This window comes from Halobaculum limi, from assembly GCF_029490015.1.
Classification (GTDB): domain Archaea; phylum Halobacteriota; class Halobacteria; order Halobacteriales; family Haloferacaceae; genus Halobaculum; species Halobaculum limi.
This window is the reverse complement of the sequence record NZ_CP120468.1, coordinates 2,818,744-2,841,312: the sequence shown is the minus strand read 5'-3', so window position 1 is coordinate 2,841,312 and position 22,569 is coordinate 2,818,744. Positions and strand designations below refer to the sequence as shown.

General features: G+C 68.4%; 25 protein-coding genes. 12 read left to right on the top strand and 13 right to left on the bottom strand.

What is annotated here, in order from left to right:
• Positions 1-17: 17 nt before the first annotated feature.
• Together P0D77_RS14510 and P0D77_RS14505 are read right to left on the bottom strand one after the other, a co-directional pair.
• Complete coding sequence (locus P0D77_RS14510) at positions 18-194, bottom strand: hypothetical protein (RefSeq protein ID WP_277553822.1); 177 nt, start codon at positions 192-194, stop codon at positions 18-20.
• A 303-nt stretch (positions 195-497) separates the two neighbouring features.
• Positions 498-1,991 (bottom strand): TrkH family potassium uptake protein, encoded by a 1,494-nt coding sequence (locus P0D77_RS14505; protein WP_277553821.1) that lies wholly within the window; start codon positions 1,989-1,991, stop codon positions 498-500.
• Between the two features lie 189 nt (positions 1,992-2,180).
• On the opposite strand from P0D77_RS14505, the gene P0D77_RS14500 reads away from it, so the two are divergent.
• A complete protein-coding gene (locus P0D77_RS14500) occupies positions 2,181-2,426 on the top strand; it encodes a DUF7861 family protein (RefSeq protein ID WP_277553820.1) in 246 nt (81 codons plus the stop codon).
• A 14-nt stretch (positions 2,427-2,440) separates the two neighbouring features.
• Here P0D77_RS14500 and P0D77_RS14495 read toward each other — a convergent pair whose 3' ends face one another.
• Positions 2,441-2,827 (bottom strand): hypothetical protein, encoded by a 387-nt coding sequence (locus P0D77_RS14495; RefSeq protein WP_277553819.1) that lies wholly within the window; start codon positions 2,825-2,827, stop codon positions 2,441-2,443.
• A gap of 140 nt (positions 2,828-2,967) precedes the next feature.
• Here P0D77_RS14495 and P0D77_RS14490 point away from each other — a divergent pair, with 140 nt between their 5' ends.
• A complete protein-coding gene (locus P0D77_RS14490; RefSeq protein ID WP_277553818.1) occupies positions 2,968-3,981 on the top strand; it encodes a hypothetical protein in 1,014 nt (337 codons plus the stop codon).
• A 20-nt stretch (positions 3,982-4,001) separates the two neighbouring features.
• Here the strand turns inward: P0D77_RS14490 and P0D77_RS14485 are convergent, their stop codons facing one another.
• A complete protein-coding gene (locus P0D77_RS14485) occupies positions 4,002-4,640 on the bottom strand; it encodes a helix-turn-helix domain-containing protein (RefSeq protein ID WP_277553817.1) in 639 nt (212 codons plus the stop codon).
• Between the two features lie 83 nt (positions 4,641-4,723).
• Here P0D77_RS14485 and P0D77_RS14480 point away from each other — a divergent pair, with 83 nt between their 5' ends.
• The 6 genes from P0D77_RS14480 (at position 4,724) to P0D77_RS14455 (ending at position 8,325) form a co-directional block, all read left to right on the top strand.
• Positions 4,724-5,662, top strand: coding sequence for a Phenylacetic acid catabolic protein (locus P0D77_RS14480; RefSeq protein WP_277553816.1), 939 nt, complete (start codon positions 4,724-4,726; stop codon positions 5,660-5,662).
• 2 nt (positions 5,663-5,664) lie between these two features.
• Positions 5,665-6,006 (top strand): 1,2-phenylacetyl-CoA epoxidase subunit PaaB, encoded by a 342-nt coding sequence (gene paaB, locus P0D77_RS14475; protein WP_277553815.1) that lies wholly within the window; start codon positions 5,665-5,667, stop codon positions 6,004-6,006.
• Positions 6,003-6,854, top strand: a complete 852-nt coding sequence (paaC, locus tag P0D77_RS14470; protein WP_277553814.1) for a 1,2-phenylacetyl-CoA epoxidase subunit PaaC — start codon at positions 6,003-6,005, stop codon at positions 6,852-6,854. Before paaB ends, paaC begins: the two co-directional genes overlap by 4 nt.
• Entirely contained in the window at positions 6,854-7,276 is a 423-nt protein-coding gene (gene paaD / locus P0D77_RS14465; RefSeq protein WP_277553813.1) for a 1,2-phenylacetyl-CoA epoxidase subunit PaaD, read from the top strand. Before paaC ends, paaD begins: the two co-directional genes overlap by 1 nt.
• Before the next feature lie 2 nt (positions 7,277-7,278).
• A complete protein-coding gene (paaE, locus tag P0D77_RS14460; protein WP_277553812.1) occupies positions 7,279-7,452 on the top strand; it encodes a 1,2-phenylacetyl-CoA epoxidase subunit PaaE in 174 nt (57 codons plus the stop codon).
• Positions 7,453-7,578: 126 nt separating this feature from the next.
• Complete coding sequence (locus P0D77_RS14455) at positions 7,579-8,325, top strand: PHP domain-containing protein (protein ID WP_277553811.1); 747 nt, start codon at positions 7,579-7,581, stop codon at positions 8,323-8,325.
• A 32-nt stretch (positions 8,326-8,357) separates the two neighbouring features.
• Here the strand turns inward: P0D77_RS14455 and P0D77_RS14450 are convergent, their stop codons facing one another.
• Both P0D77_RS14450 and P0D77_RS14445 read right to left on the bottom strand, forming a co-directional pair.
• Entirely contained in the window at positions 8,358-8,840 is a 483-nt protein-coding gene (locus P0D77_RS14450; protein WP_277553810.1) for a MaoC family dehydratase, read from the bottom strand.
• A gap of 78 nt (positions 8,841-8,918) precedes the next feature.
• Positions 8,919-9,320, bottom strand: a complete 402-nt coding sequence (locus P0D77_RS14445; protein WP_277553809.1) for a DUF5788 family protein — start codon at positions 9,318-9,320, stop codon at positions 8,919-8,921.
• Positions 9,321-9,417: 97 nt separating this feature from the next.
• Between P0D77_RS14445 and P0D77_RS14440 the strand changes: the two genes are divergently transcribed.
• The 3 genes from P0D77_RS14440 to P0D77_RS14430 all read left to right on the top strand — a co-directional run bounded on the left by P0D77_RS14440 (position 9,418) and on the right by P0D77_RS14430 (position 12,800).
• A complete protein-coding gene (locus P0D77_RS14440) occupies positions 9,418-10,386 on the top strand; it encodes a Gfo/Idh/MocA family protein (protein WP_277553808.1) in 969 nt (322 codons plus the stop codon).
• Positions 10,387-10,522: 136 nt separating this feature from the next.
• Positions 10,523-10,897: a P-loop NTPase family protein gene (locus P0D77_RS14435; RefSeq protein WP_277553807.1), complete on the top strand. Its 375-nt coding sequence runs from the start codon at positions 10,523-10,525 to the stop codon at positions 10,895-10,897.
• Positions 10,890-12,800: a PAS domain-containing protein gene (locus tag P0D77_RS14430; RefSeq protein WP_277553806.1), complete on the top strand. Its 1,911-nt coding sequence runs from the start codon at positions 10,890-10,892 to the stop codon at positions 12,798-12,800. Before P0D77_RS14435 ends, P0D77_RS14430 begins: the two co-directional genes overlap by 8 nt.
• 47 nt (positions 12,801-12,847) lie before the next feature.
• Here P0D77_RS14430 and P0D77_RS14425 read toward each other — a convergent pair whose 3' ends face one another.
• The 5 genes from P0D77_RS14425 to P0D77_RS14405 all read right to left on the bottom strand — a co-directional run bounded on the left by P0D77_RS14425 (position 12,848) and on the right by P0D77_RS14405 (position 19,095).
• Positions 12,848-14,560, bottom strand: coding sequence for an alpha-amylase family glycosyl hydrolase (locus P0D77_RS14425; protein ID WP_277553805.1), 1,713 nt, complete (start codon positions 14,558-14,560; stop codon positions 12,848-12,850).
• Positions 14,561-14,650: 90 nt separating this feature from the next.
• Positions 14,651-15,424 (bottom strand): protein-L-isoaspartate O-methyltransferase family protein, encoded by a 774-nt coding sequence (locus tag P0D77_RS14420; RefSeq protein WP_277553804.1) that lies wholly within the window; start codon positions 15,422-15,424, stop codon positions 14,651-14,653.
• Positions 15,425-15,524: 100 nt separating this feature from the next.
• Positions 15,525-16,796: an ABC transporter ATP-binding protein gene (locus tag P0D77_RS14415; RefSeq protein WP_277553803.1), complete on the bottom strand. Its 1,272-nt coding sequence runs from the start codon at positions 16,794-16,796 to the stop codon at positions 15,525-15,527.
• Complete coding sequence (locus P0D77_RS14410; RefSeq protein WP_277553802.1) at positions 16,793-17,890, bottom strand: ABC transporter ATP-binding protein; 1,098 nt, start codon at positions 17,888-17,890, stop codon at positions 16,793-16,795. Before P0D77_RS14410 ends, P0D77_RS14415 begins: the two co-directional genes overlap by 4 nt.
• Positions 17,887-19,095, bottom strand: coding sequence for an ABC transporter permease (locus tag P0D77_RS14405; RefSeq protein WP_277553801.1), 1,209 nt, complete (start codon positions 19,093-19,095; stop codon positions 17,887-17,889). The genes P0D77_RS14410 and P0D77_RS14405 overlap by 4 nt, the downstream gene beginning before the upstream one ends.
• Before the next feature lie 273 nt (positions 19,096-19,368).
• Between P0D77_RS14405 and P0D77_RS14400 the strand changes: the two genes are divergently transcribed.
• The gene (locus tag P0D77_RS14400; RefSeq protein ID WP_277553800.1) at positions 19,369-20,322 is read left to right on the top strand and encodes an ABC transporter permease; all 954 of its coding nucleotides are present in this window, start codon (positions 19,369-19,371) and stop codon (positions 20,320-20,322) included.
• A 32-nt stretch (positions 20,323-20,354) separates the two neighbouring features.
• Here the strand turns inward: P0D77_RS14400 and P0D77_RS14395 are convergent, their stop codons facing one another.
• The gene (locus P0D77_RS14395; RefSeq protein ID WP_277553799.1) at positions 20,355-21,284 is read right to left on the bottom strand and encodes an SAM-dependent methyltransferase; all 930 of its coding nucleotides are present in this window, start codon (positions 21,282-21,284) and stop codon (positions 20,355-20,357) included.
• Positions 21,285-21,406: 122 nt separating this feature from the next.
• The gene (locus P0D77_RS14390) at positions 21,407-22,492 is read right to left on the bottom strand and encodes a hypothetical protein (protein WP_277553798.1); all 1,086 of its coding nucleotides are present in this window, start codon (positions 22,490-22,492) and stop codon (positions 21,407-21,409) included.
• Positions 22,493-22,569: the final 77 nt, after the last annotated feature.

The window sequence follows — 22,569 nt, the reverse complement described above, 5'->3', positions numbered from 1 at the left end:
GGACGGGGGCCGTGTCCTCACCGCATCGATTCCAGCGAGTGGACCGTGTCGGACATCAGGTACGCTTCCGGTCGGGTCTCGTCGTGGATCTCTAACGCGTCGAACGTCTCCCGTCCGTCGTCGACGGTAATGCGATAGGCACGGCTAGAGAGTGAGAGGTGGCGATCAGCGGATTCGATCTCGGTTTCGCTCACACTCGGCGTTTCGCACGCACCGGTATAACCCGCGCGATTCCATCGTCTCAGGCCCGAACGCACCGCTTTCTTGCGGTTTGAGAATCTACGAGATCCGCGATCCGGTCGCTGTCTATCGGTTACCGGCTACCGCCAGTTCTAGTCACATACGTATCAGATCTGGTCAAGAGTACATCCAGTGTACACCCGTTACTCACGCGCGTTTGCTGTGGGCGAAGTCGATGGCTGCTCGTCACCGACGTGGCGGGGCGGCCACGTCAGACCGCGGCGGCCACGCCCGATCGCTTCCGAACGCGGCCACGCTCACGCGCGCCAGTACGACGGCGTCAACAACACGAGGACGGGGACGATCTCGATTCGGCCGATCCACATCAGGAACGTCATCAGCAGTTTCGTCGACGTCGGAAACGGCTCGTAACTCGCGAACGGTCCGGCGATGCCGAACGCGGGGCCGACGTTGAAGAAGGTGGAGGCGGCCGCGCCCATCGCCTCGAACTCGGTGACGACGACGCGGGCGCGGGCGGCGTCGACGACGACGAGGACGGTCGCGACGATGAAGAACACGAGGCTGACGAGCGTGTACGCGTAGATGTCGCGGATGGTGTCCTCGTCGATGACCTTTCCGCTGAGTCTGACCGGTCGGATCAGGGTCGGACTGCTCGCGACGAACAGGTCGCGACGGAACGACTTGAGGACGACCAGCCATCGCAGCGTCTTGATCGAACACGTCGTCGACCCGGCCATCCCGCCGATGAACATACAGACGAACAGGATGTGTTTCGCGCCTGACGACCAGAGGTCGAAGTTGGCGCTCGCGTACCCCGTCGTCGTCACGATGGAAGCGACCTGAAAAGCGGCGTGGCGGACGGTCGACTCACCCGAGGAGAACTGGGCGTCGACCGCGAGGACGGCCGTGACGGCGACGGTGAACCCGGCGAGGATGCCGATGTAGAAGCGGAACTCGTCGCTGTTGCGCAGGCGCTTGAAGTCGCCGTGGACGACGAAGTAGATGAGCACGAAGTTGGTCGCGCCGGCGATCATGAACGGGATGACCGCCCACTGCACGGCGGGTGAGAACGCCGCGATGCTGTCACCGCGCGGGGAGAATCCGCTCGTCGAGACAGCGGTGAACGCGTGTGCGACCGCGTCGAACAGCGTCATCTCGGGCGCGAGGCCGACGAGGTGCAGGCCGTACAACACCGCCACCATCAGCGCCGTGAGGCCGATGTACACCGTCCACAACAGCGCCGCAGTCTCGCGGATCCGGGGTGTGAGTTTGGTGACATCCTGCGTCTGACTCTCCGTCTCCATCAACTGCGCGCCCCCGACGGACAACTGCGAGAGGAGTGCAATAGCGAGGACGAGAATTCCGAGGCCGCCCAGCCACTGCAACAGCGCACGCCACATAAACACCGCGCGCGAGTGGGCGTCGAAGTCGACGACGACGGTCGCACCCGTGGTCGTCACGCCGCTCATCGCTTCGAACAGCGCGTTCACCGGCGACGCGAGCGTGCCGTTGCCCGCGAGGACGAACGGTACCGCGCCGACGACGGCAAACGAGAGCCACGTCAGCGCCACCAGGAGGAACGCCTCTCGCGCGCGCAGGTCACGCTCCGGCGTGACCCGCTCTAAGCCGAGGCCGACGAACGGCACCGTCGCTGCGGGCACGAGGAACGGCAACAGGGGCGTTCCATCGAAGAGAGCGATGCCCACCGGAAGCACGAGCGGCACCCACACCCACTTCAGGAACGTCCCGAGGAGGCTCACGCTCACTCGCCAGTTGACGCGGACCGTCATTCACACGACGTGGGTCGTCTCTCCGACCCCGTCACATCTCCGTTCACTGATACTCACACGGTCACACGGTCGCCATCGCCTAATCCCATCGGTCGACGACGCGGCAGGAGTCGCACCGTCGGGGCGGCCGGTGACCACGACGAGGGGCGTCGCCGCGTCGCTTTACTCGATACCGCCCGGAGACCGAACGTGAACCACGACCGCATCCACGCCCGAGAGCCGACACACCACCGCGACCGCTGGACCGTCGGGACCGTCGCCGACATCGCCGAACGCGACGGCCACTGCGTCGTCACCGTCGCCTCCGAGACCGGGGAGTCGGTCGAACTGACCGTCACGCTCGCCGTGCGCGACCTGTTCGTGGGGCGACTCGACATCGGCCCGGACGAGTCGCCGGTCGGCGAGCGAGTGTGGTACCGGAAGAAGGGTGGATAGCTCGGGGATGTTGCCTACGAGTACAGTCTGAGGTCGACCTGTACGACACTGTCGCCGGTGGCATCGGCGTCGCCACATCGGACGTACAGGTCGCCGCCCCCTCCGATGAGGCGTTCGTATGCGTCGCGTACTGCCGTCTGTTCGTTGGGTGTGAACTCGACGACGGCGGTGTCGTCGGGGCGCTTCGCTCGGCACGCGTCGTCGACCGCGCGGTCGATGGCGACGACGCCGATGGCATCGCGGTCGACGGCGTCGACACCGGCAGGAGCGGTCGTGCGGTACGTCCCGACGACCTTGCCACCACGGGCATCGGCCGCGAGACAGCCGCCGGCAATCACTAACACCGCGAGAGACGAGACCGCGACCCAGCGGCGCGTCGGGAACGCGGGAGCGCGAGTCACACGGAGACGACCGTCCGCCGGCGGTGAATGCTTTCCGCCGGTCGTCGCCTCCGCCCACGCCGTACTGGGGATCGACTCCCGTGCGAGGGAACGCCCACGCCGGCAGAGCGTTTATGCCGATTCGCCGTGCCGACTGCCGTATGTCGGCCCTCCAACTCGATTCTGAGCGACGGAGACTCGTCGCGGCGGCCGTGCCCGGCGGCGCAGTAATCGCCGTCGCACTCGTCGCGGTCGCGTGGACGAGACTGCTCTCGACGGGCAGAGCGCCGGACGAACTCGGCGCGATCGCACTGGGTGTGGCGACGGGCACGGCGCTGGCGACCGTGACGTTCGTCCCGTTCGTGGTGGCGGTGCTGTTCGTCGTGGCGACCCCCTCTCGACGGGTCGTCGCCGGGAGCGCCGTCCTCGTGTACGCGGTCGGCCTCGTGGGAACCGGCTGGCAGTACGTGTTCCGCGGACTCTCTGGACTCAGACTGACCATCCTCGCGGTGCCGCTGTCGAACGTCGTTCCCGTGGTCGCGGTCGCGACGGCCGTGTGGATCGCGTACGGCGGCGGGTTCGACCGCCTCGCCGCCATCACCGGCGAGGCGACCCACCACCCACTGTTCGCGCAGATAGCCGACGAGCGGATCGGCCCGGGCCTCTCCGTACAGCGTGGCCTCGCCGCTGCGGGGGTGGGCGGCCTCGTCGCCGCCGGCGGACTGGTGGCCATCGGCGTGGTCGCGAACCTCCTCACGGCGCTCGGCACGCCCGGCGCGACCGGTCCCTCGACCGTCGTGTTCGTCCGGTCGAGCGTCTGGAACGTCGGCATCCCGGCGGGACGACTTCCGAGACAGTGGCTGTTCGAGGCGTCGTTCCTGCTGGCCATCCTGTTCGTGACCGGTCCTCGACTCCGAGTTCGGGAGTTCCTGAAAGCCGTCGGCGTCGTCGTGGCCGTACAGTCGACCGTCGCACTCCTGCCGATGCTGATCCCGCCGTTCGATCCCGTCTACATCCTCGACCCGTCGGGACCGGTGCTGACGCCGCTCTCGGACGTGGTCACGGTAGCCGGCGTCGCCGTCGCGGTGTGGCTGGCGTTTCACCGGGGGTCGGCCCCGTCGGGGCCTGGTCGCTCGGCGTCAGACGCACGCTGCTCAGCGCCGGATTCGGAGTGACTAACTCCGCCGACCGCGATTCACTCCCCGAATAGCCCCTCGTACAGCGTCGCCTCCGCACGCCTGAGTCGCTCCAGAAACGCGCTCTTCGAGAGGCCCAACTCGGCGGCCACCTCCTCGCTTGTCGCCGCCCGTGGCACGGCGAAGTAGCCCGCGTCGACCGCCGCCCGCAACGCTTCCGTCTGCGGCGGCGTGAGGCCGAACTGCCCGGTCACTGGCTCTGTCTCCTCGCGCAGCGGGTACGTCCGCGTGAGTCGGACGCCGACCGTCTCGCCTGCGCGTTCCATCACGCCACGCAAGACCTCGTGGCCGACGACCGCACCTGTGACGGTCGCGTCGCCGTCGCGATAGGTGATGTCTTCGACGAGCAACCCCGCCGAGACGAGTTCGTGGACGACACACGGGTGTTTCGAGAGACAGCGGTAGGTGTCGCGGTCGCCCGCCCGCGAGCGATGGAGATAGCGGATCCGTTCGTCGGCGTCGAGTGTTTCCGCGAGGGCGTCCGAGCGGGGTGCGCCGAACCGGAGGAGGACGTTGCCGTCCGCGCGCAGTTGTGGTGGCTCCGCCCGAATCGGCGTCCCGGTCGTGGCTGTCGCGGCCGCGAGTGGGCAGTCGTCGCCGCTGACGCGCACCTCGACGACGAGACACTCCTCGATCATAGCGACTACTCCCCCGATCCGAATATAAAACCCGCGTATGAACGGGTGAATCGGTAAGTGGCAGAACGTGAAGGATCGATCATATGGATATCGAGGAGGTCAAAGAACGCGCCGGACCCCGGCAGTTCGGGCCGAAAGACGACATGCCGGAGGAGTACCGCAAGGCGGCGACGCGGATGATCCAGTTCCACGCCAACAGCGAGGTGATGGGTGGCTACCTCGACAAGGAGTTCACCCGTCACGCGCCGTCGCTCGACCGGAAACTCGCCAACACGGCGAAGGTGCAAGACGAGATTGGGCACGCACAGTTGCTCTACCGCGCGGCCGAGACGCTGGGCGTGAAGACGCGCGACGAGATGCTCGACGAACTCCAGAACGGCGAGGGGAAGTTCCTCAACTGCTTCCACTACCCGGTCGACTCGTGGTACGAGGCGCCGATGATCGACTTCTTCGTCGACGGCGGCGCGATGCGACGGCAAGCGACGCTCAAGTCGACGAGTTGGACGCCGTACGCGCACGCGATGGACAAAGTCTGCTTCGAGGAGGGCTTCCACGTCAAACACGGCGAGTCGATCCTCCGTGAACTAATGCGCGGGTCGAAGGCGACCCAAGAGCGCACCCAAGAGACGTTCGAAGAGTGGTGGCCGCGCATCCTCCAGTTCTTCGGGCCGACGAACGACAAGTCGACGCACAACGACTTCGCGATGGACGTCGGCCTCAAGACCGTCTCCAACGACGAACTCCGCAACTCGTTCCTCAACCTCTACGTCCCGAAAGCCGAGAAGTACGGGCTGGAGATTCCCGAGTACCCGCGCATCTTCGAGCGTGACGATGGGACGATGGCCGTCCGCGAATCCGACCTCGACTGGGACGAGTTCTGGACCATCGCCAAGAACGACTACGAAGGCAGCGACATCCAGATCGGATCGCGTGCGCGTCGTCAGGAGGCCGTCGAGTGGGTGCGCAGTAGCCTGGACGGCTGGGAGGCGGGAATGAGCGGAACGCCGCAGGCGGCCGACTGACCATGATCTGGGAAGTGTTCAGACAGGAGAAGCCGGGGGATTACCACCGCCACGTCGGCAACGTCCACGCGCCCGACCGCGAGATGGCGAAGTTGTTCGCGCAGATTCAGCACGCACGCCGGATGCAGACCAACTCGCTGTGGGTCGTCCCGCAGACCGAGATTGGCGAGGTCGACACTGAGGACGCCGCCTTCGGCGGTCGCACCGACAAGTCCTACCGCTGGGCGATGACGTACAACGACATCGACTCCTCGTTCGCACAGGAGGTCGAAGACAGCGAGGCCGAACAGCGTGAGGCCGCGCGCAAGCGCCGTGAACAACTCGAAGCCGAGGAGCAGCGATGAGCAACGCACCCGAGGCCGAAGCGCCCACGGCGGCGTCGCTCGACCGCGACGACCTCTCGCCGGAGGCGCAGGTGGCGCTGGAGGAACTCCTCTTCCGCCTCGCGGACGACGAGTTCGTCCACGCCGAACGCCTCACCGAGTGGCAGATATTCGCGCCGACGCTCGAATCCGACCTCGCACTCGCCAACATCGCCCAAGACGAGTTCGGCCACGCTCGCCTGTGGTACGACCTCCTCCAAGAACTCGGCTACACCGAAGAGGAGTGTATCTGGCGGCGGCCCGCCGACGAGTGGACCCACTCGACGCTCGTCGAACGCCCGTTCGCCGACGACGGCTGGGGCGACGTCGTCGTTCGCACGTACCTGTACGACGTGGCCGAAGAACTTCGGCTGGAAGCGCTAGTCGACACCAGTTACGCGCCGCTGGCCGACCGCGTCGGCAAGGCGCTGTCGGAGGAGGACTACCACCGCGACCACGCGCTGAGTTGGCTCGAACGACTCGCCGCGGACGACGACGCCCGCGACCACCTGCAGGCGGCCGTCGAGGACCTGTTCCCGCACGCACTGTCGCTGTTCACCCCCAGCACCCACGAGGAAGAAATCCGCGCGAACGGCTTCCGCCGCGACTCGCTGGCCGACGTACGCGAGGAGTGGCTGGAGACGGTCGTCCCGACGCTGGAGGGGTACGGCCTCGTCGTCCCCGAACCCGAGGACGTTCAGCGCCCGGAAGCGCGCGGCCGGGACGGCAGTCACACCGACGAGTGGTTCGAGTTGTACGACGCGTTCACTGCGACCCACCGCGAGGTGGACTTCGACCGACCCGCTCGCTTGCGCGGGGAGGACGGATAATGCCGACCAACATGCCGACCGACACGCCCGCCGACTCGGAAGCGTGCGCGTACACCTCCTACGAGGCGGGCGAGGCGCCCGAGGAGTACCCCAAGACGGGCGAGGGCGCGACGGGCGTCGAAGCGGACGTGTGGGCGGCGCTGTACGAGGTAGAAGACCCCGAGATGCCCGTCAGCGTCGTCGACCTGGGCCTCCTCTACGACGTGACGGTCGCGGACGGCCGGTGTACCGTCGAGATGACGCTCACGTACTCGGGGTGTCCCGCTCGCGATATGCTCACGAACGACGTGCGCTGTGCCGCCGAGACCGCTCCCGGCGTCGACGAAGCAGAGGTCCGACTGCGCTACTCGCCGGAGTGGACCGTCGCGATGGTGACCGACGCGGGCCGAGAGGCCCTGCGCGAGTTCGGGTTGAGCGTGTGAGTATGCGCCGGAACATCGACCCCAGCGTCGCCGCGGGCGGGGACTCCGAGGAGGCGGCCGAGTGTCCGTACTGCGGGTCGACCGACACCGAGCGTGAACACCCGATCGGACCAGGACTGTGTCGCTCGATGCACTTCTGTAACGACTGTGAAGAGCCGTTCGAGCAGTTCGGCTGAGTTGCTCTCGACGCTCGAACGGGACTGACCGTCCGTCTGTTTCTCCGAGACTCCCTGCCGCGACGAGCCTACCGGACACGGACTCCGCCGTAAGTGTTGGATACGTGCGGGAACAAGGTGGAGTAGATGACCGAGGAGGTTGGTCTCCGGATCGACCCGCACGTCCACTCCGAGGAGTCGTACGACGGTCACGATCCGGTCGAACTGCTGCTGGAACACGCCGCGGAAATCGGCCTCGACGGCATCGTCGTCACCGACCACGACGCCATCGAAGCGTCGCTTCGCGCGGCCGACCTTGCCCCGGAGTACGGCCTCATCGGTATCCCCGGGGTGGAGGTGTCGACGGCGGCGGGGCACCTCCTCGCGATCGGCGTCGAGGAGCGCCCGCCCGCCCGCCGTCCGTTCACGGAGACGGTCGAGACGGTTCGCGAGATGGGCGGCGTCGCGGTCGTCCCGCACCCGTTCCAGCGGACGCGCCACGGCGTCCGCCGCCGCCACATCGACGACTGCGACGGCGTCGAGGTGTTCAACGCCTGGCTGTTCACCGGCTATCGAAACCGCCGTGCCCGCCGCTTCGCGGAGGCGCACGGCTACCCCGGCGTCGCCGCCAGCGACGCCCACCACGCCCGGTACATCGGTCGCGCGTTCACCGAGGTTACCGTCCCCGAGGCGACGCACCCGGCGGTCGTCGACGGCGACGACGTGGTGGCGGCGCTCGCCGCGGGCAACGGCTCAGTCCACGGTCGCCGCCAACCGGTCCCTCGGAGCGCACAGCACTACCTCACCGGTGCGGGTCGCAAGGGGGCGTGGACGGCCTCGCGGGCCGCCCGCCGTGCGCCGGACGTCGTTCAGGCGCTGTTCGGTGACTCGTGAACGGGTGAGAACGTGGCGACGCGACGACTGCCCTACGCGTGTGGGTCGTCCGCCTCGGCGCGGGTCTTGATGAGGAACTTCATGTCGCCCTCCAGAACCACTGTGTCGTCCTGCTTCGTCACCTCGCAGTCGATGACGACGAGACCCGCGTCGTCGCGACTGGAGAGGTCTTTCGTCTCGGTCACTTCCATCTCCATCGAGATGGTGTCGCCGATGAACACGGGGTTCGGGAGGTCCATGTAGTTCATACCGAGGAACGCCAGCGCGGTTCGCTCGACGATGCCCGTGCGGTAGACGAAGCCCGTCGCCTGCACGAACGTCATCGGGCCGTGGGCGATTCGCTCGCCGAAGGCGTTGTCCTCGGCGTACTCGGCGTTGGTGTGCAGTTCCGTCCAGTCGCCCGTCAGCGCCGAGTGCATCATAAAGTCCGACTCGGTGACGGTGCGCCCGACGCTCACGAACTCCTGGCCGACCTCGAAGTCCTCGAAGTAGTGTGGCTCGTAACTGTATGCCATACGCGCGGGTCACCGCGTCAGGTGAAAGTCGTTTCGCGTGGAACGACGGGTGAGCGCGGGCGAGCGTCGACGTCCGTACTACCGCAGTTGCTTCACCAATCCGAGCCACTGCTTGTGGCTCTCGATGCGGCTCTCCCGCGCTGTCTCCTCGTATCCACGCGCGTCGAGACGCCCGAGCGCGTTGATCGCGCGGTCGATACCGATCACCTCGGCGACGAGTTCCTCGCCCTCCTCCACGGAGATGTCGCCCTCAGCAATCTGTTGGCGTCGGCTGATCCGCTCGCGTCGGAGGTGCCCGAGTAACTCCTCGATCCGTTCGTGTTCGGGTTCCGGGACCGTATCGAGACCGTGCAGTTCGAACAGCAGCGATTTCAGGTTGACCGTCGTTCCGTCTATCTCGACTCGCTCGGCCATCTCCGCCCCCAGCGTCGATCCGCCGCGCAGTCGGGCGAGCAGTCGGTCGCGTTCGTGGTCGTCCACACCTGATCATTGTTTCTTCTTGACAAGACGGCGTAAGTGTGGCGGTCGTACGCACCGGAATACGAACGCACAAACCACCCGAGTCGAACGACTCGCTATGTACGACGTGGGCATCGTCGGCTGTGGCGTCATCGGTAGTCGACTCGCAGAATCGTTCACCGAGCATTCGGACACGACCGTCGCGGCCGCCTGCGACGTCGACGTCGAGCGAGCGGAGTCGTTCGCCGCCGACTACGACGCCGACCCCTACACGGACCACGAGGCGATGCTGGCGGAGGCCGACCTCGATATCCTCTACGCCGGGGTGCCGCCGGTTCACCACCGCGAAATCGCGGAGGCCGGACTCGACGCCGGCGTCCACGTCATCTGTGAGAAACCGATCGCAGAGGATGCCGCGGAGGGCGAGCGACTCGCCGCTCGTGAGGCCGACACCGACCTCGTGACGGCCGTGAACCTCCCGTTCCGCTACACGCCGGGGTTCATCGAACTCCGCGAACGGGTCGCCGACGGCGAGATTGGCACGCCCAAGCGCGTCTCGCTGGACTTCCGGTTCCCGCGGTGGCCTCGTGAGTGGCAGGACGTCGACTGGCTTCGCTCGCGCGAGCAGGGTGGTCCAATCCGCGAGGTGGGCACGCACTTCCTGTTCGGCGTCCAGGAGGCGTTCGGCGGCATCGACCGCGTGAGCGCCGAAGTCCAGTACGCCGGCCCCGACGCCTGTGAGGAGTCGGTCGTCGGCTGGTTCGAGACGGCCGGTGACGACTCGGTCCACGGTACCATCGACCTCCTGTGTGATCACGAGCAACCCGAGGAGAACGCCATCACCGTCACCGGGAGCGAGGGTGAACTCACGCTGACCGAGTGGTTCCGGCTGACCGCCGACCCCGGCACAGACGACGAGGAGGAACTGTGTGCCGACCGTGAGTCGACGACGGTGACGCTCGTCGACGAGTTCGTGACCGAACTGGAGGGCGGCGACGGCGACCTCGTCTCGTTCGCAGAGGCGACGGCCGTACAGCGTGTCGTCGACGCCATCTTCGACTCCGAGGGCGACCCGGTCGAGGTGTAGACTGGCAGTCGTCGGGTGTCGACGCCGAACGAACGAGACCCGGCCACCGAATCGCTGTCTGCCGACCAACGACTGACGGAGTCTCCGGGTGAGCGCTTCCCTCTCTGTTATATAGTTCACTCGCCCACAGTCTGCTATGGAACGTGGCACACGGATCGATCCGGGCGTTCCGGGGCTCGATACCCTCCTTGACGGGGAGGACATTCCGGAGCGTGCATCTATAATCCGTGGTGTCACTGGGAGGGGGAAGACCATCTTCTGGCTACCGTTTCTCGCCGCGAGCGACGGACCCGCACTGTTCGTTGGCTTCGCGGAACTGACCCCATTTGGCCGCTATCTGGAACACACGTACGACCTCCGAGCGACGGTTGGCGTCCTGAAGCGTCGGACCGGAGCCGTCGAGCGGACGCTTCGGGAGTTCCAGACCAGCGAAGACGGCAGCACGCTCGGCGAACCGACGGCGCGACTCCGTCGCAGGCACACGGGCACACTACCGGTCACCGATGTCTAACCCGTCTTCGGACGACCTGTCTGTCCTCCTCGTCTTCGACGGGCGATCGGACCGCGACCTGCTCTACCGCTGGCTGACCGAGTCCGACGGATTCACGCCGCGGGTCCCGGAGACGGACGCCGACCCCTTCGCTGGTGACTTCGACGTGTGTCTCCTCGACGTGGACGGTACGCGGGCGCACGGCGACGCACTCTCGGCGTATCGGAAGTCGACGTCGACGTACCACCCGACGCTGTTGTACGTGGCCGAGCGGTTCGGTGACCCCGGCGCGGCGCTGGCACGACTGGACTCCGCAGGCGACCACGTCGACGAGACGGTCGCCGCGCCCATCCGGCAGGCGGCGCTGGCACGACGGCTTCGAGCGCTCGCACGCGCACGCTCGCTGTCGACGGAACTGGCCGCGAGTCGCGACCGCCTCGAACGACTGGTCAGACACCTCCCGGACGCGGTGTTCGTCTGTCGAGATGGCGTCGTGACGTACGCGAACCCCGCGGCGGAGTCGTTGCTGGCGGTCGAGCCGTCGACGCTGGAGGGCCGGCCACTCGCCGACCTCGTGCCGGCGGTCGACGCCGACGCGGTCACGGCGGCGCTGACCGCCGCGGGCACCGCGGGACGGGGTGGCCCCATCGAGACGACGCTGACGCGAGCAGTGATCAGCGACACCGACGGCGGCGTGGCCGACGACTCTGCCGCGTCGTCGACGACTGGGCCAGCCGACTCTCGGCCGGTCCCGGTCGAAATGACGACTATCGACGTGGGTGAGGGCGACGTACAAGTGGTCGCACACGACCTCCGAGAGCGACGTGAACGCGAGGAGCGACTTGCGCTGTACCGTCGTGCGATGGACGAGGCGACGGTCGGCATCACCATCGCGGACCACACCGACGACGACGAACCGCTCATCTACGCCAACAACACGTTCAAGGGACTCACCGGGCTGGGCGACGATCAGATCCTCGGACACAATCCCCGCCTCCTCCAGACGGACGCCACCGACGTCGAGTCGATCGCACGGCTTCGACGAGCGATCGACGCGGGCGAGGAGGAGTCGGTCGTGTTGTTGAACCGCCGCGAGGACGGGCGGATGTGGTACAACGCGCTGGACATCTCGCCCATCCGCAACGACGACGGCGGGGTGACCCACTACCTCGGCTTCCAGCGGGACGTGACCGACCGGGTGGCCCGCGACCAGCGACTGACCGTTCTCGACCGGGTGTTGCGCCACAACATCCGCAACCGCCTGAACGTCGTCCTCGGCTACGCCGACCACATCGATGGTGTCATCGAGGCGTACGCGGGCGGCGACGGACCCGACGCGAAGACCGACACCGTCGACGTCGAGGCGCTCCGTGCCGACGTGGACCGTATCCGTACGGCCGCTCTCGACGTCCTCGACCTCTCGGACAGCGCTCGGAAGTTCCGCGAAGACGTCGTCGACATCGAGGACGCCGACGCCGTCGACGCGGCGGCGGTCGTCGAGGAGGTCACCGCTCGGCTGGCGGCCGCGAACGACGACGCGGCGGTACGCCTGTCGCTGCCAGACCGACGCGTCTGTGTCTCGGGGGCCGCACCGCTGATGCTCGCCGTCGAGGAACTGATCGCGAATGCACTCGAACACGTCCCAGCGCCGACGGTGACGGTGTCGCTGTCGGTCGACGGCGACGACGCCGTGTTGCGCGTCGCCGACGACGGGCCGGGAGTCACTCCAGACAGCAGAACGCCCCTCGAATACGGCGCGGAGACGCCGACCGAACACGGCCAGGGGATCGGTCTCTGGTTGGTCCGGTGGTCGGTCGACGCCGCCGGCGGCACGGTTCGCTACGAGGAGTCGTCGGGTGGCGGCGCGGCGGTCGTCGCGCGGCTACCGCTCGTCGACGACTGTTCCGACGACGCGGGCGAGTAACGCTCCACCGCCGCGCCGTTCCCGTTCGAGACGCCTCGCTCGGCGTTCTATCGCTTCTCGCCGCGAAGCCAGAGGTAGTCACAGCCGTCCATCGAGACGGAGACGCCGCCGTCGGCGACGGTGAACTCGGCGTCACCGAGGACGCACTCTGCGTCGTCGGGGTCGACGTCGAAGCCGACGACCGCCTCGCGGTGGTCGTCCGCGAAGTTGTGAACGGTGAGGAGTACCTCGCCGTCGTGGTCGAAGCGGTGGGCCCACACCTCCTTCGGGTCGGTGTCGACGACAGCGAAGTCGCCGCGACTCACCTCGGGTGCGCGCTTGCGCGCCTCGACCGCGCGGCTGACGCGGGCGAACAGCGAGTCGGCGTCGCCGCGCTGACTCGCCACGTCAGCCTGGAACACGCCCGGCCATCCGGTGCCGTCGACGGGGATGACCAACTCGTCGGCGTCGGCCGAGGAGAAGCCCGCGTTCGGTTCGCTGCCGTCCCAGCGCATCGGCGTGCGGACGGCCTGCCGTTCGGGGAGGTCGAGGTCGGCGTGCATCCCGATTTCGTCGCCCGAAAAGAGGATGGGCGTCCCCGGGAGCGCCAACAGGAGGCTGTGGGCCATCGCGATGCGGTCGTGGTCGCCGTCGTACAGGTCGGCCAGTCGGAGGCGATGCCCGCGGCCGAAGATCCACGAGTCACGCCCGTCGCCGTGGCCCTCGCGGAACTCCTCGCGGGCGTGTTCGAGCGCCTCGTGTGGGAGTTTCAGGAGGTTCCACTCGTCGTGGTTCCGGAGGAAGTTCGCCCACCAGACGTGCCCGTCGGGGTCGCCGTCCGGAATCTGCTCGAACATCCGGTGCAGCGGCCACGTGTCCTCGACGCCGACGCCGTAGGTGACGTGGGAGTTACCGACGAAGTTGAACAGGGCGTCGAAGCCGTCGCCGCCAGCGAAGTAGAAGTCGAGGTGGTCGGGTTCGTCGTCGGCCTCGGCGAGGAGGACGGCGTCGTCTTTCACTTCGCGGGCCCGGCGCTTCATCTCGCGGAACAGCCACTGCGGGTCGTCCATCCGGTGAGCGTTGTGCCCCTTCGGGAGCACCATCGGGTGGGCGGCGTCGATGCGGAAGCCGTCGACGCCACGCTCCAGCCAGAACTGGATGATGTCGAACAGTTCCTCCTGGACTTCGGGGTTGGCGACGTTGAGGTCGGGTTGGTGGTTGTAGAACTGGTGGAAGTAGTGTTTCTCGGCGACCTCGTCGTACGACCACACGCCGTCCTCGAACTCGGGGAAGATGTTCTCCGTGTGGAACGCGTCGTCGATGTGACTCGTCCACAGGTAGTAGTCGTGGTACTTCGAGTCGGGGTCTTCGCGGGCACGCTGGAACCACTCGTGGTCGACAGAGGTGTGGTTGAGGACGAGGTCGGTGATGAGGCGCATCCCGCGGTCGTCCATCTCGTCGACGAGGCGGTCGAAGTCGTCCATCGACCCCATCCGGTCGTCGACGCCACGGTAGTCGGCCACGTCGTAGCCGTTGTCGCGCAGCGGACTCGGGTAGAACGGCCGGACCCACAGACAGTCGACTCCAATCTCTTCGAGGTAGTCGAGACGGTCGATCAGTCCCTGAAAGTCTCCCCAGCCATCGCCGTCGCTGTCCTGAAACGTCTTCACGTCGAGGCTGTACACCACCGCGTCGCGGTACCACGCTGGCTGTCCGCCGTCCGCGAAGACGGCTCCGGGGTCGGCGCTGTCGACCCCATCGAGAGTGCCCTGGCTGTCCATATCGGTCGTGGCTCCGAACGGAGTCCGTTAAAGTCTCTCGAAGGCGTCGCAGGAGGGCGTGTCAGGCGACGTGACTGTTCGCGACGCAGATTAGCGGTCGGTTCCGGTGAGGCGGTCGTCCCAGTCGATCCACTCGTGTTCCCACCCGGTCTTGGCGAAGTAGCCTTGCTGGGAGAACTCGGCGTCTTCACGTCGGGTTCGGTTGCGCTCGCCCGCTCCTGCTTGCTCGCCGTCGACGAGCAACGGCGACAGCGACACCGGGCCCGCGGTCTCCGTCTCGTGCAGGCGTCCAGCATCGTCGGGTTCGAACGCGACGACGCTCTGGTCTGCGCCGCGACCACGGGGCAAGACGAGGCGGCCGTCGGGTGCGAGTTGGTCGGCGAGCGCTCTCGGTGGGTCGACCGCCGCCGCCTCGACGAGGACGCGGTCGAAGGGGGCGTACGCTGGCAGGCCGTTTGCGCCGTCGGCACAGTCGACCAGCACCGCCTCGTAGTCGGCGGCGGCGAGGTTCTGCCGCGCGTCGTACACCATCCGGCGGGAGATGTCGACGGCGTGCACGTGTCTCGCGCCGACGATCTCCGCGAGTACCGCCGCAGTGTAGCCGACGCCGACGCCGACGACGAGCGTCTCGTCGCCCGAGTCGGCATCGAGCGCCGACAGCATCCGCGCGACCGTCGCCGGCGCGAGCACGCGCGTCCCGCCCTGTTCGCCCGCTCGGTTCGCATACGGTGCCTCGGCGACGAACTCCTCGCGCGGCACGGTCGACATCGCGTCGCGAACTGCCTCGCCGGGCGCGTGGCCGAGGCTGTGCTCGACCGAGTCGAGCATGTCCTCGCGCAACAGCGCCGGGTCCGGACCGTCCATATCCGAGCGTCGGGACGGCGCGTAATGAACTGTACGCTCGGGGGAGCGACACGGCGCTGTCAAGTCTATGGACGCTCCGGCCCCTGAGACCGGGGACCGCTCAAGTCGAGTGGGTGTTGGGGGTCGCGTCACTCGCCGCATCGCCCGCTTCGTCGCGGTCGCCGGTGAGGTGACACGCCGCCGAGCGATCGGTGTCTGCTCGCTCGGGCGACTCCCGAACGCACACGGAGTCGAACGACCCACGAAGCGCCGCAAGCGCGCGGTCCGTATCCCCATCGGCCGCCGCCTCCACTGCCGTCGAGAGCGCGTCGCCCGCCTCGCCGTCGGGATCCGGCAGGTCGTACTCCTCCCGTATCGCCGCGGCGGTCCCGTCTGTGTCGCCGCCGCGTCGCTCGACGGCGACGACGTCGTCGGCCACCGCCTCCCGGAACGCGATGACCGCGGCGTACTCCTCGCTCGTCAAGTCGGTTCCCTCCGGCGGGATCACCTCGGGACAGCGCGTGTGGAACCGACAGCCGTCGGGTGGATCCGCAAGATCCGGAACCGCGCCGGTCAGCGTGTGCTCGGGACGACCCGCCCGGGGGTCAGGCGTCGGGACGGCCGCGGTCAGCGCCCGCGTGTACGGGTGGTCGGGGTCATCCAACACCGCGGCCGTCGGTCCGGTCTCGACGAGTTCGCCGGCGTACATCACGGCGACCCGGTCGCACGCCCGCCGGATCACGCTCATATCGTGGCTGATGAACAGCATCGAGAGGTCGAACGCCGCGCGGAGGTCGTCTAAGAGGGCGAGTATCTCCGCCTGCACGCTCACGTCGAGGGCGGCCGTCGGTTCGTCGAGGACGAGGAACTCCGGATCCAGCGCCAGCGCCCGCGCGACGCTGACGCGTCGCTGTTGGCCGCCTGAGAGTTCGTGCGGGTATCGCTCGCGGTGGTCGGCCGAGAGACCGACGCGCTCGAACAGCGTCTTCACCCGCTCGCGCCGCCGCTCGCGGGCGACGCCGTGGACGGCCAACGGCTCCGCAGCCGACTCGCCCACCGGCATCCGCGGGTCGAGGCTGTCGGCGGGGTCCTGAAACACGGTCGCCGTCCGGCGGCGGAGGTCCGCGAGTGCGTCGGGGTTCCCGGTCACGGTCTGTCCGTCGAAGCGGACGGTCCCGCTGGTCGGGTCGTCGAGGTGGACGAGCGTCTCCGCGACCGTCGACTTCCCACACCCGGACTCGCCGACGAGGCCGAGCGCCTCCCCGCGGTCGACGGTGAACGAGACGCCGTCGACGGCTCGAATCGACCCGGTCTGTCGACCGAGAACCCCCGAGCGGACGGGGTAGTGCCGCGTCAGATCCTCGACGACGACCAACGGTTCGTCGTCGCTCATCGATCGCCCCCCGGAGGTCGCGCAGCGTCGTCCGACTCGTCGGGTTCGTCTCCTCCGTCGCTGTCGTCACCCTCCCGGTCGATGACGCTCGGGTCGCGAACGCCGTCGTGGAAGACGCACGCAGCCTCCCCGCCGACGGCGGCGTCGTACAGCGGCGGCTGGTCGCCCGTCTCGCACGCACCCACCGCGTGCGGACACCGCGGGTGGAAGCGACAGCCATCCGGTGGATCGAGGAGGTTCGGCGGTGCTCCGCCGATCCGTTCGGGGTCCGCACGACTCGGGAGCGACCGCAACAGCGCGCGAGTGTACGGATGCGCCGGTTGCTCGAACACGTCGGTCACGCTCCCGCGCTCCATCACCTTTCCGCCGTACATCACGACGACGCGGTCGGCGATGCCGGCGACGACGCCGAGGTCGTGGGTGACGTACAGCGTCGCGAGGTCCGACTCCGCGCTCAGGTCCGCGAACAGGCCGAGGATCTGCGCCTGCGTCGTCACGTCGAGCGCGGTGGTCGGTTCGTCGGCGACCAGCAGGTCGGGGTCGCCCGCGAGTGCCATCGCGATGGCGACGCGCTGTTTCATCCCGCCGGAGAACTGGTGTGGGTAGTCGTCGGCGCGGTCAGCGGCGTTGGGGATGCCCACCCGGTCGAGCGCGTCGACCGCGCGGTCCCACGCGTCGGCGTCGCCGACGTCGTCGTGGTAGCCGACGACCTCGGCGACCTGCTCGCCGACGGTGTACACCGGGTCGAGCGCGCGTTGGGGGTCCTGGAACACGTACGCGATTCGACTTCCACGCACCGAGCGCAGGTCCGCCTCGCCGAACGTCGTGAGGTCGCGGTCGTCGAAGCGGACCTCGCCGCCGACGATCTCGCCGGGCGCGTCCACGAGGCGGGTGATCGACTCGCAGGTGACGGTCTTGCCCGACCCGGACTCGCCGACGACACACACCGTCTCCCCGGCGTGCACGTCGAAGGAGACACCGTCGACCGCACGGACTGTTCCCTCGGGCGTCGGGAACTGCGTCCGCAGGTCGCGCACCGACAGGAGCGGGTCGCCGTCCGCGCCGCCACGGTCGCCGCGCGAGCGTTCGCTCACGCACCCACCTCCGCCTTCGGGTCGAGGACGTCACGAAGCGTCGCCCCGAGGACAGACATCGCGGCGACGGTCAACACGAGCGGAATCGCGGTGAACGTCAGCGTCCACCAGAAGGTGGGGAAGTCCCTGAAGCCGATGGCGATGGTCGACCCCCACGACTGCGCGAGCGGGTTGGTGAAGCCGAGGTACGCGACGCCCGCCTCGACGAGGACCAGCATCGGCATCCGGTCGGCGACGGCGGAGACGACGGTGTCGGAGACGTTCGGGACGACGTGCGTTCGGATGATCGCGAGGTCGCTCATGCCGGCGTCTTTCGCCGCGCGGACGTAGCCGGCATCGACGTGACTGCTCGCGGCGCTCCTGACGAGGCGAGCCGTGCCGTCCCAGTCGAACAGGCCGAACACGAGGACGATACCGAGGAGGCTCCGCTCGAACGACTGCTGGATGAGGACGACGAGAAACACCGCCGGGACGACTCGCTGCACGTCGATGTACCGCATCAGCACGCTGTCGACGCGCCCGCCGTAGTATGCTGCGACAGTGCCGACGGCGACGGCGACGGGAACGATGAGCGCGGCCGTCACGAGCGACACCTGCACGGCGACGGTCGCCCCCTCGACGGCGAGGGTGACGGTGCCCTGTCCGTTCACGGTCGTCCCCAACGGGAAGCGCCACGTGCCTTGGCACAGTCCCTCCGCGGTCGGCCCGTAACAGTAGGGGACGCCTGGCCCCAGTCGGACCGACTCCCACGCGGGCGGTTGGGCGAGGGGGACGCCGCCGCGGATGCCCTCGTCCGACTCGATGCCGAAGAACGCGAGCGTCGCCTTGCCGAACGTGGCGGCGTACCAGACGACGAGGAGGAACGCGAGTGCGAGGACGCCGACGGGGTCGCGCCGGAGGCGTCGCCAGTACCGCTGTCGGAGGTCGGGGCGGCCGTACAGCGGTACGACCAGCGCCGCGACCACGACGACGAGCGACGCGTAGTAGAGGTACTCCAACGGACTCGTGGCGAACCCCCAGAACGGGACCAGACCCTCGGGCGTGACTGTGTGCTCCCAGACGGCGGCGGCGACGAGGACCGCCCACGCCGCGAGGACGCCGAGCGACCGGCGGGAGAGGGGGACGCGTTCGACGAGTCGCTCGCTCGCGGCGTCGTCGACGCTGAAGCGGTCGCCGTCGGCCAGCGAGTCGTGGGTGTCGCTCACGGTGGCGTCACCACCGCGATGCGGTCGGAAGAGGGCGTAGTGAGGGTCACCGGGAGCGGGGCGGTGAGTCGAGACACGCAAGCGACCACCGACTCGGTGACAAAAGGGCTACCGGAAGGTGAAATCTACGTCACAGCGACGGATACGGTTATGTGGCCAGGGTCGGCAACCCATCGGTGTGCATCGACGCAGTTCGCCGCGGTCGTCCGTTCCCCTCCACTCGCGTCGGACGGCCGTGGACCCCGTCTCGTCCCCGCGCCGAGGTGGGCAGCCGTGAGTCGTCGTGCGTTCCTCGCGCGTCGACTCCTCTGGTCGCTGTTCGTCGTTTGGCTCGTCGTCACGGCGACGTTCCTCGCGTTCGCGGCCGCGCCCGATCCGAACGTGAACATCCTGATGTGGGGGCTCCCGCCCGACGAGGCGCAGGCGGTGAAAGCGCAGTACTACGCGCAGATGAACTACGACGAACCGTTGCTCCAGCGGTACGTCCTCTGGATGACGGAGTACCTCACGTTCGACTTCGGTCGGTCGTTCGTCCGTGACGCGCCAGTGAATCCGATCATCGCGGCGGCGGTGACCAAGACCGCCGCGTACCTCGTCCCCGGTGTCGCTGTCGCCGGCGTCCTCGGCGTCGCGGGTGGCCTCGCCTCGTCGCTGGTGAAGGGGTGGGCCGGGCGCACGGCCGACGCGTTCGGCCACCTCGGGGCCGCGTTTCCCGCGTTCCTGCTCGCGGAGGCGCTGGCGCTGGCGGCGGCGGCGAAGGCGGGCGTCCTCGTGTCGTGGAGTCCCGAACTGGGGACGTTCGAGGGGTCGAACCTGACAGTCCTCGTCATCGCGGCGACCGTCGTCGCGGTGACGCTCGGGGCGACGCTGGCGCGGTACGCCGCCGCGGAGACGGCCGCGGTCGCCGCTCGCGACTTCGTGAAACTGGTGCGAGCGAACGGTGGGTCGCCCCGTCACGTCGTCGTACACGTCCTGCGCAACGCTGGACCGCCGCTCGTGTCGCTGTTCTCCATCCGCATGTTGACCGTCCTCTTGCTGGGCGTGTATCTCGTCGAGGTAGCGCTGGGCATCCCCGGCTTCGGGCGCGTGACGCTTGTGGCCATCCAGGACCGCGACGTGGCGATCATCCTCGCGGCGACGCTGATAACCGCGCTCGTCGGCGTGGTCGGCACGCTCGCCGAAGACGTGGTGAACGCCGCGCTGGATCCGCGTGTGGGCTCGGAGTAAGGGTCGTTTTCGCGAGTGCGGCCTGTCGCCGGTCAGTTACCCACGTAGCCGACGGCGGCGTGGCGGTCGGTTCCCGGAACCGAGCGGACGCGCACGTCCGAGAGGCCCGCGTCGGTCAGCCACCCACGCACCGTTTCGGTCGCGTGTGCCCCGCCGTGGCCGGCGGCCAGCGCCCGTGCCTCGGTGGCGACCGTCGCCGACCCGCCGGTCCCGTCGTCGAACGTGTCGACGGCGACGAGTACGCCCTCGGGGGCCAGTAAGTCGACGGCGACGGCGAGTGCCGCCTCCGCCTCTGCGGGGTCCAGTTCGGTGAGCGCGTCGCCGAGGAACGCGATGTCGAACGTTGCCTCCAGCGATGCGGGCGTTCCGGTGTGGAGAGTGACGCGGTCGCCGTGGACTCGCCCGAGCAACTCGACGGCCGACGGCGACTCCACGAGCGTCGCGTCGACACCGCGGGCGGCGAACTCGGCGGCGTACACGCCCGAGGCACCGCACAGGTCGACGACGGAGTCAGCATCTGGTGCCGCCCGGACCGCTTCGGTCACGCACGCGCGGATGACTGCCTCGTCGGTGGCGTAGTGTGCGCCCAACGCGTTCGCCTCCCAGTCGCTTCGTCGCTCGGGGGGAACGCCCGTCTCCAGCGTCTCCGGTAGCCCGATCAACTCCTCGACGGCATCGAGGGCGTGCGGGATAGTGCCGATGGAGCGCACGTCGCGTTTCGCCAGCATCCCGAGTGCACGGTTGGTCGGTTCGTACTCGTCGCCGACGCGTTCGAAGAAGCCCAGATCCGCCAGCGCTGCGAGGAGTCGTCGGGCGACCGGCTCCGAAAGGTCGGTCTCAGCGGCGACACCGTCGGGCGTGCCGGCGGTCGACAGCAACGCCTCGAGCACCCCTGTTCGGCGTGCGGCCCAGAGGAGAAGCAACTCTTCGGTCTGCAGTCCGGTGCGCTCGTCGGTCGGCATTCGTTCTCGGTGGGTTCGAGAGCGGGGATAAAAACGCATCCCTCCGAGCAGAAGTGGGCGCAGTCAGTGATGGACACCGGTGGCTCACGCGTTCTGCCCCGACTCTCGGGACCTGTGTCAGGTTACGGCGGCGACAGGCCGTCGACGCTCGACCGGAACGCCTCGCCGTCGAGCGCGAGCGACGCTCCCGCCCACGCCGCGTACCGGACGCCGTCCTCTTCCCACATCGCCTCCCACGCCCCGTACTCCTCGTCGAGCGCGGCGTAGTACACGTCGGCCCCACGGCAGTCGATTCGCTCGCGCGTGGCCGCCGGTTGATCCGCCGGCTCCGGCGGGAGGTCGGGCGCGAGTGGGCTTCCCTCGGCAGCGGCGGTCAACCAGAGGTGGTCGCTGCCGTTCTCGCGGGCGCGGAACACGCACTCGACGGCGTCGGCGTCGGGAAACGCCAGCGCCGAGTCGAAGACGAATCGCTCGCCGGTGGGAACGAGCGGGCGAACGTCCGCCGGTGGCGACGGCCCTGCGAGCGCGGACAGTGAGACGGGCCTGCTCTCGTCGTACGGTCGCGGGCCAGAGTAGTCCCACAGGCCGTGCGGGACACCCGGCGGTCGGCAGGCGTACCGGGTCCAGTAGTTGAGCGAGTGGAACGGAGCTTCGCGGACGCCGCGGCTCGCTTCGGGGGCCGCAGGTTCGAACCCGCGGAGCAGCGCCGCGAGTTCCTCGTCGGAGAACGCCCCCTCGGTGACGGACGCTTCGATCTGGGTGCGTTCGCGCTGGAGGCACGCGCCGCGGCGGTCCTCGTAGTCGGTGCCGAGCCAGCCCACGGCGTCCTCGCACGGGACGGGCGTCGGATCGGGCGTCCGCCACAGGGGGGCGGCGCTCGCGGCGGGCGGTGCCCAGTCGTACAGGAACTGCTTGACTCGGAGGGCGCGGTCGTCGCCGCGGACGACCGCGCGGACGCTGGAGGGGTTGCCGTCGCTCCAGGGCGTCTGCCCCAACTCGGCGGCGTCGACGCCGTCGGGACGCCCCGGAGGCTGTTCCGGGCGGTACGTCACCGTCTCGACGGTGCAGTCGTCGGGGAGCGACGTGGGTTCGTGAATCACCGCGTTCGCGTGCGCGGCGGCGTCTGTGAACGTCGTCTCGCGCGGGCGCTCGGCGGCGGCGGGGTCTGTCAGGCGTGCGTCGGGGTCGGCGACGCGCCACTCGCTCATCGTACCCACCCGCCTGGGGGTCGGTGACTGAGTCGCATACGGCAACTGTGACGAAGGAGTGACAAAAACGATCGGCA

Excerpts from the sequence above, each read along its gene's own strand:
- P0D77_RS14440 (WP_277553808.1), top strand. The coding sequence starts at position 9,418 with ATGTACGACGTGGGCATCGTCGGCTGTGGCGTCATCGGTAGTCGACTC.
- paaC (WP_277553814.1), top strand. The coding sequence starts at position 6,003 with ATGAGCAACGCACCCGAGGCCGAAGCGCCCACGGCGGCGTCGCTCGAC.
- P0D77_RS14390 (WP_277553798.1), bottom strand. The coding sequence starts at position 22,492 with ATGAGCGAGTGGCGCGTCGCCGACCCCGACGCACGCCTGACAGACCCC.
- P0D77_RS14425 (WP_277553805.1), bottom strand. The coding sequence starts at position 14,560 with ATGGACAGCCAGGGCACTCTCGATGGGGTCGACAGCGCCGACCCCGGA.
- P0D77_RS14505 (WP_277553821.1), bottom strand. The coding sequence starts at position 1,991 with ATGACGGTCCGCGTCAACTGGCGAGTGAGCGTGAGCCTCCTCGGGACG.
- P0D77_RS14435 (WP_277553807.1), top strand. The coding sequence starts at position 10,523 with ATGGAACGTGGCACACGGATCGATCCGGGCGTTCCGGGGCTCGATACC.
- paaD (WP_277553813.1), top strand. The coding sequence starts at position 6,854 with ATGCCGACCAACATGCCGACCGACACGCCCGCCGACTCGGAAGCGTGC.
- P0D77_RS14395 (WP_277553799.1), bottom strand. The coding sequence starts at position 21,284 with ATGCCGACCGACGAGCGCACCGGACTGCAGACCGAAGAGTTGCTTCTC.
- P0D77_RS14485 (WP_277553817.1), bottom strand. The coding sequence starts at position 4,640 with ATGATCGAGGAGTGTCTCGTCGTCGAGGTGCGCGTCAGCGGCGACGAC.
- P0D77_RS14450 (WP_277553810.1), bottom strand. The coding sequence starts at position 8,840 with ATGGCATACAGTTACGAGCCACACTACTTCGAGGACTTCGAGGTCGGC.
- P0D77_RS14490 (WP_277553818.1), top strand. The coding sequence starts at position 2,968 with ATGTCGGCCCTCCAACTCGATTCTGAGCGACGGAGACTCGTCGCGGCG.
- P0D77_RS14430 (WP_277553806.1), top strand. The coding sequence starts at position 10,890 with ATGTCTAACCCGTCTTCGGACGACCTGTCTGTCCTCCTCGTCTTCGAC.
- P0D77_RS14480 (WP_277553816.1), top strand. The coding sequence starts at position 4,724 with ATGGATATCGAGGAGGTCAAAGAACGCGCCGGACCCCGGCAGTTCGGG.
- paaE (WP_277553812.1), top strand. The coding sequence starts at position 7,279 with ATGCGCCGGAACATCGACCCCAGCGTCGCCGCGGGCGGGGACTCCGAG.
- P0D77_RS14420 (WP_277553804.1), bottom strand. The coding sequence starts at position 15,424 with ATGGACGGTCCGGACCCGGCGCTGTTGCGCGAGGACATGCTCGACTCG.
- paaB (WP_277553815.1), top strand. The coding sequence starts at position 5,665 with ATGATCTGGGAAGTGTTCAGACAGGAGAAGCCGGGGGATTACCACCGC.
- P0D77_RS14415 (WP_277553803.1), bottom strand. The coding sequence starts at position 16,796 with ATGAGCGACGACGAACCGTTGGTCGTCGTCGAGGATCTGACGCGGCAC.
- P0D77_RS14455 (WP_277553811.1), top strand. The coding sequence starts at position 7,579 with ATGACCGAGGAGGTTGGTCTCCGGATCGACCCGCACGTCCACTCCGAG.